This window comes from Leucothrix pacifica (genome assembly GCF_003172875.1).
Lineage (GTDB): Bacteria > Pseudomonadota > Gammaproteobacteria > Thiotrichales > Thiotrichaceae > Leucothrix > Leucothrix pacifica.
The window spans coordinates 24,303-30,451 of the sequence record NZ_QGKM01000083.1; the positions used below are offsets into that span (position 1 = coordinate 24,303).

A 6,149-nucleotide genomic window follows, 5' to 3' on the forward strand; every position below is an offset into this window, starting at 1 on the left:
GGCATTTACACAGTTAGATTTACAGGCTCTATACAAGGCGGGATTTGGTAATTTGTTATAACTCATGAAACTCTGACCGAATCAAACCAAAACACTTCAGATCATGAAATCGATTTTTCCAGTAGCCGCTTTGCCGTCTCAAGCCTTCCTCTTTAAACCCAAGTCGACGAAGTACAGACTCTGACGCATCGTTACCGGGAACCGTATCAGCTTGAATTCGATTAAGTTCCCCACAAGATAGTTCTCCTGAAAAAGCGGCCTTGATTACTCGTCGAACCGCTTCAGTCATATAGCCCCTACCCCAAAACTCAGGCAGCAAATCGTAACCTATGACTGCACTTTTCATTGCAGGACTCCAGGCATTAAGCCCACAGGTTCCGATCAATTGATTGGTGTTTTTTAAACGAATAGCCCAGCGTATACCCTGTTTATTTTTATACCGAGTCTCAAAGGTGTTTAATATTTTTACTGCTTGAGACAGATCCGTAAATGCTTCCAGATCGTAGTATTCGACAACTAGGTCGTCAGAGAATAATTTAAATATAGCTTCAGCATCACTCTTATTTAACATCGTCAACTTTAAGCGTTGCGTGTCGAACTCCGGGAATTGCACTTTGTTCTCCTTGAAATCTGACAATGAATTAAGAAGATCTAAGATCTTTTTTAATATATCGCGAGTCTTATGTTTTTGTTTTCTAAGTAGTTAAAACCACTTTTCACGCAAAAACATAGCACTTTATTAGCACATAAAATAGTAAAATTACTCATTATTAATTATTCTACCACTCCAACTGAAAGCCCTGTCTTGAATAAGGCTATTGTGATACGGTTTTAACGGATAAATCTTCAAACCGTATCACAACACATAAGAGCTAAACACATGACGCCCCAAGAACTTGCCACCGCCGCCAGCGAAGCACTTCACAAGCAGGATTTTGCAGCCCAAATGCTAGGAATCACAATCGCCAGCACGACGCCCGGCAAGGCAGTGCTACAGATGAAGGTTCGGGAGGACATGAGTAATGGTCACGGGATTTGTCATGGCGGAATGATTTTCACACTCTGCGATACAGCCTTTGCGCATGCTTGTAACAATACCAATAAGAACACGGTGGCGTCCGGTTGCACAATTGATTTTTTAGCACCGGCTCGTTTGGATGATGTATTAACTGCAACAGCGCAAGAACGCTCTCGCAGTGGTCGCACGGGTGTCTATGATGTCGAAGTAAGGCTAGCTGATGACACGCTGATAGCAGTCTTTCGCGGTAAGTCCTACCAAATTAAAGGACAACTTATTGCTGATTAGCGTGCGATAGCTGTTCCCTCAGCATAGGTATTCACACGGACGCGCCAGCCCTCTAACCAACGCGCCTCATTCTTTTCAACAGGTGAGTTATCAACGCGGCGGGTAAGCACAAAATCCGCAGCTCGGGAAAACTCTTTTAAAGCCTGCGGCCCTGCTGGAACAGCTTGCATTGTTTCCAACACTTGCAACAGCCCCCAACCCAAACCATCGTAGCGCTCCGATAAGGCAGTGCCCTCACCCTTAAAATTCACATAATCCACCAATGGATACAGACCGTTTGGACTCGCTTTCATGGTATTGAAACGTTGTGTGATACGGTTGTGATTTCCAGGATCAGCAGCTTTCAGCATCTCTGGTAAAGCGTTTTCCAATCGCTCAAACAAGAAGGATACTTGCAGGTCCGTTGTATCCAGCAATAGCTGCTGCAATGACAAAAACTGTCGGGACTCCCGGGATTGTTCCAGTTGCTCGCGACTTGACCACAGTGAGCCGGTTTGAATCTGCTTGGACAGCCATTCCGGTACATCAGCACCGTTCGCTTTTAAGTATCGAATCAGGTCAGGAAAGGTCTCTTTAAACCCTAGCCTCTTGTTCTGTGGGTACCAGATAAAATGCCCTACGCCTAATGATGCAAAATCCTCATTCGGGCTCCAGAAGATTAAGTGCTTAACATTACCACCGGTTTCGTTTTGATAGATTTTTTGGCCAATGCATTCCAGTTGGGTGGTGCAAGGTCTCTCGATTTTGCTTTGTTTATCAGACCGGTTGATAGTGCTGCAACCGCCGATAATCAGTATCACCAGAAGCGTAATAGCTGCTACAACACTGGCGGACTTTGATAGCGGTAGATTTTTGAATTCAGCTAACATGGTGATTCATTGACATGTGAAGTTAACCTCACTCTAGCATTTAATCTTGGGGAGTACGATTACAGTCGTTTTCTCCAATTATAGCCGACCATCATTGACCAACTCATCGAGTGAATGTTGAGCACTAAACTACCTAAATAAACTCTTTAGATAAGCACTGTCCGCAACATCCAAACAAGCTATCCAGATCAGCACTGTCCGTATCATCCAAACAAACTCTCCAAATAAGCACTATCCACATCTTCCGAAACCACTTCAAAATTCCGCAAATTAGGAAACAACGTCGGCATCAGCGCATCATCAACCCCAAACCATCGGCACAAGGTCGCATTCAATTGATCCTGCGCAATAGTTGGAATAATTCGCCCTTTATCACTGTAATCATCATCACCTTCAATACGCACGTCCGGCAGGCTTCCGATCATCTGGCCACCTTTCAGTGCACCCGCTGAAGCCGTTCCATCACCACCCATGACCAAGTGATGCGCACCCCAGGCATGGTCGGTTCCGTCACCATTATTCCCCAATGTTCTGCCAAAGTCAGACATGGTAAAACTGGTTACTTTCTTTGAGTGGCCCAGCTCTTCCATCGCGGTTTGAAATTTGGATATGCCAAGACTCAGCTCACGCAGCAACAAGGGATGCTGTGAAGCCTGATCACTGTGGGTGTCAAAACTACCCAAACTCACCATGAAGATCTGCCGGTTATAACTACCGCTCCTGAAGGTGTCTTTCACGCCCATATCAATCATTTTCGCTACGGATTCCATCTGCTTGATAAAGCTACCTTTGAGGACAGCGGAGAACCCAAGATCGGCAGCAGATGGCACGGAAAACAGCTCATTCCCATAGCTATCTGTACTGCTATAAGTCAGCGAATGCTCACTGGATGCGGTGCTTAATAAGTCAAAGACGTTTTGTGACTTGGTACTTGCCGAAGAGAATAAACGCTCAAACGGATCAGTATTTTGATGAGTACGACTGGCATCAAAACTGATGTAACCGGTTGGTGAATTATTCGATACACCCGCCAATGCTTTGAATAAGGCGCGACGATCATCATGACTTTCGTATGCACCTTTTTTCATATCGTAAATCTCAGGCAAATCACCGGAGCTGGCAACGATGGGGGATGTATCCCGCCCGATCAGCATTCTGTCATTCCCGGCATAGGAGATATTCAAACCCAGCGGTGAGCCATTATTGATACCTGCCCAGTTGTCCGCGATTTTACCCGCCCAACCGATATCATCGAGATTATCACCCTGCCCGGTTTGCAGCGCGCGTTGCTGGTGATTATGAGCGAATAAAAACAAGGGTAAATTGGCAGACTCATCGTTGATCTGAGACTTACTGACAGGCTCAACCAGATTTCCAATATTGGCCAGAACAGAGGCTTTATTGTTTTGAATCAATCGCGCCAGCTCTGGCATAACACCATTCACACCCAGCTCAAAACCATTACTCTCCGCTAAGGGGTAATGGCCTTTTAAATACGCCTCACCCGACAATCCATTGGAATAATAAGGGTTGGCAGCACCAAACCCTAAATTACCCGATGGCAAAGTCAGCGGATTATTAGCAATCGATAATTCACTGCGGCCAGCTGCATACGCTGCATAGCCTGTTCTGCTATCGACCCCGGTGGGAATCAACATATTAAAGCTGTCATTGCCGCCATATAAAAAGACACACACCAGCGCTTTGTAATCACCAAATGCCGGAGCGGCAGCGGTTGCCTCACGCATCAGCGCTAACTGCCCTAATGAGCCAAGTGCGCCTGAGGCACTGCCCGCCAGTAGTGTTTTCAGAAAATCACGACGTTGTTTTTTATAATGTGTAGACATGATGTTTCCTTATTTTTGAACCATGTAAATGCTTGAAGTAGCGATCATACGGACAGTATCTTTTGCCATCATCTGCGCCTCTCTGATGGCAGAACCATGATTGGTGTCAGCAGAATCCATGAGATACTCGAACATGGCCGCACGCACTTCGGCTGGCATTTCTCCACCGAGCAGTCGCTCATCAAAGTAATCGATAGCTACATTGACCGCCGCAGTTTTGTAAGGACGAGATGGCTCCCAGCTAGGTTCGAGATTATCCAGATCACCACCGGCAGCACTGGTCATTAGTGCTATCAACTCCTCAAGACTGGTTTGCATAATGAATTTATAACCGTGACTTTTATCTGCGGCGTACTGCTGAAGCGTTTGGGATTCAACAGCCTCAATGCGGTATTTTTCAAAGGAATATGTTGCCAGAAAGACCAGATTACTGAACTCCAATAAGTTTTGATCGGTCAGCAATTTCATCTCTGGGCTGACTAAACCATTTTGCGTGAAATAGCTATTGCTCGGGGTGTAATCTGGCGAGTAAAAGTTAAACACCGACGGTGAGCGCAATGCAGCCTGCCCTAAGTCTTCTTGTGGCGCTTTATACCAATAGACGCCACTCATTCTGGTGACGTCATCTTGCGACAGCCACCCATTCATTGGTACCGCTCCCAATACTCTCAGCAGCTGTGACACGGCTATTAATGGCTCTTTTATTTTCCCGGAATCTGGCCCGATCAGATCACTATTTCTTGCCTCCTCATCGGTCAACACGGCCCGTAATACTGCCTTTAAATCACCCCGAACATTGCTGCCATTATTGGCAAAAACTGCTGCAACGCGAGCGATGTAGTCACCGGATGGGTTAGAGGTGACAAAGCGCATAATCAAGTGCTTGCTGATATGAGGTGCGACATTGGGATGGTTGAATAACACATCAAGTGCAGCATCCATTCCACTGCCATCATCACCTGCATCCAACGCAAAGGATTGACCTAACAAGCTGACCGAACCATCGCCACCAATAGCGACTTCATCCTCATGCTCGCTAGCAGTGAATTCCATTGCCTGCGTGTAGTCTCCTTGCGATGGGTAATTTATCCCGAAGCGTTCATTGCCTACCAAGTCCCATCCGGTCATGACCTTGGACAATTCAGTGATATCCGTTTCGGTATACGTAGGAATTAATGCCTCGCCCGCGTCCGGGTAAGTGTTCGGATTGCCGTCGCGATTTGCAGATCCATCCAGATTTAATTCATAAAGCCCGAGCGTGAATAATTGCATTAACTCCCGTGCAAAGTTTTCATCCGGAGTGACACCCTTGCTGAGGTCTGTTTTTCGATTTCCCTGATGAGATAAATACACACCCATCGCCGGATTTCGGGCAATTTCACCGAGCAAATCACGGTAATTACCAAAGGCGTGACGCGCAAGAATATCGTAGTAATGCGCAAGCGCTTCGCCACGACGAAACAGCGGCGGTTCAAACGCAGACACCACCAATATCTGACTCAGCGCATACGCCATACGTTGACGAAGTTGGTCAGTACCATGTTCGGTATTTTGTGGATGCAGCCCAATTGCATTCTCCCACCATGCCGCCATTTGGTATTCATCAACACTAAAGTCAGCAATCGGGCTATTAAAAACCGCAGTCTCATACCAATTGATTGAGGGCTCTGCGGCCTGAGCGATTTCTATGGTGCGTTGCAGGTGTGTTTGGTGATTATCATCTGGGTCATCATAAGCAGAGGGCGCATTAAATTGTTGATCCAACCAGCGTTCGACACCAATGCGCTGTACTTCATCTTGGTCACTTTTCGTCGGCCCGAAGGTGGTTTGCAGCAACAAACGATGTGCGTCTTTTAGTGTTAAAACTTTCGAGGCATCAATCGGGAATTGATCCTCCGCATCATTCACGCCATCCCCATCGGAGTCTGCCCTTAGCGGATTGGTGTAATTTTGCTGCTCATCCAAATCGCTGATGCCGTCGTTATCGTCATCAGCATCACAGGCGTTTCCTAGTGAGTCCGTGTCTGAATTAGCTTGATCCGGATTGGCAATTGTGGGGCAATTGTCCGCTTCATCCGCAACCCCATCCCCATCAGCATCCGAAATTTCTGGCTCTGGCTCTGGCTC

The 6,149-nt window shown here is 46.6% G+C and carries 5 protein-coding genes; 1 reads left to right on the forward strand and 4 read right to left on the reverse strand.

Annotation, left to right across the window (positions count from 1 at the left end; genetic code table 11):
- Positions 1–55: 55 nt before the first annotated feature.
- Positions 56–613: a GNAT family N-acetyltransferase gene (locus tag DKW60_RS20470; RefSeq protein ID WP_109839525.1), complete on the reverse strand. Its 558-nt coding sequence runs from the start codon at positions 611–613 to the stop codon at positions 56–58.
- Positions 614–880: 267 nt separating this feature from the next.
- On the opposite strand from DKW60_RS20470, the gene paaI reads away from it, so the two are divergent.
- Positions 881–1,306, forward strand: coding sequence for a hydroxyphenylacetyl-CoA thioesterase PaaI (gene paaI / locus DKW60_RS20475; RefSeq protein WP_109839526.1), 426 nt, complete (start codon positions 881–883; stop codon positions 1,304–1,306).
- Here the strand turns inward: paaI and DKW60_RS20480 are convergent.
- The 3 genes from DKW60_RS20480 to DKW60_RS20490 form a co-directional block, all read right to left on the reverse strand.
- A complete protein-coding gene (locus DKW60_RS20480) occupies positions 1,303–2,175 on the reverse strand; it encodes a hypothetical protein (RefSeq protein WP_109839527.1) in 873 nt (290 codons plus the stop codon). The genes paaI and DKW60_RS20480 overlap by 4 nt on opposite strands.
- A 203-nt stretch (positions 2,176–2,378) precedes the next feature.
- Entirely contained in the window at positions 2,379–4,022 is a 1,644-nt protein-coding gene (locus DKW60_RS20485; RefSeq protein ID WP_146203536.1) for a DUF1501 domain-containing protein, read from the reverse strand.
- A gap of 9 nt (positions 4,023–4,031) precedes the next feature.
- Positions 4,032–6,149, reverse strand: a 2,118-nt coding sequence (locus DKW60_RS20490) for a DUF1800 family protein (protein WP_109839528.1), incomplete at its 5' end; no start/stop codon positions are given.

What these genes read in the sequence shown, in the direction of transcription:
- paaI (WP_109839526.1), top strand. Translation starts at nt 881, where the DNA reads ATGACGCCCCAAGAACTTGCCACCGCCGCCAGCGAAGCACTTCACAAG.
- DKW60_RS20480 (WP_109839527.1), bottom strand. Translation starts at nt 2,175, where the DNA reads ATGTTAGCTGAATTCAAAAATCTACCGCTATCAAAGTCCGCCAGTGTT.
- DKW60_RS20485 (WP_146203536.1), bottom strand. Translation starts at nt 4,022, where the DNA reads ATGTCTACACATTATAAAAAACAACGTCGTGATTTTCTGAAAACACTA.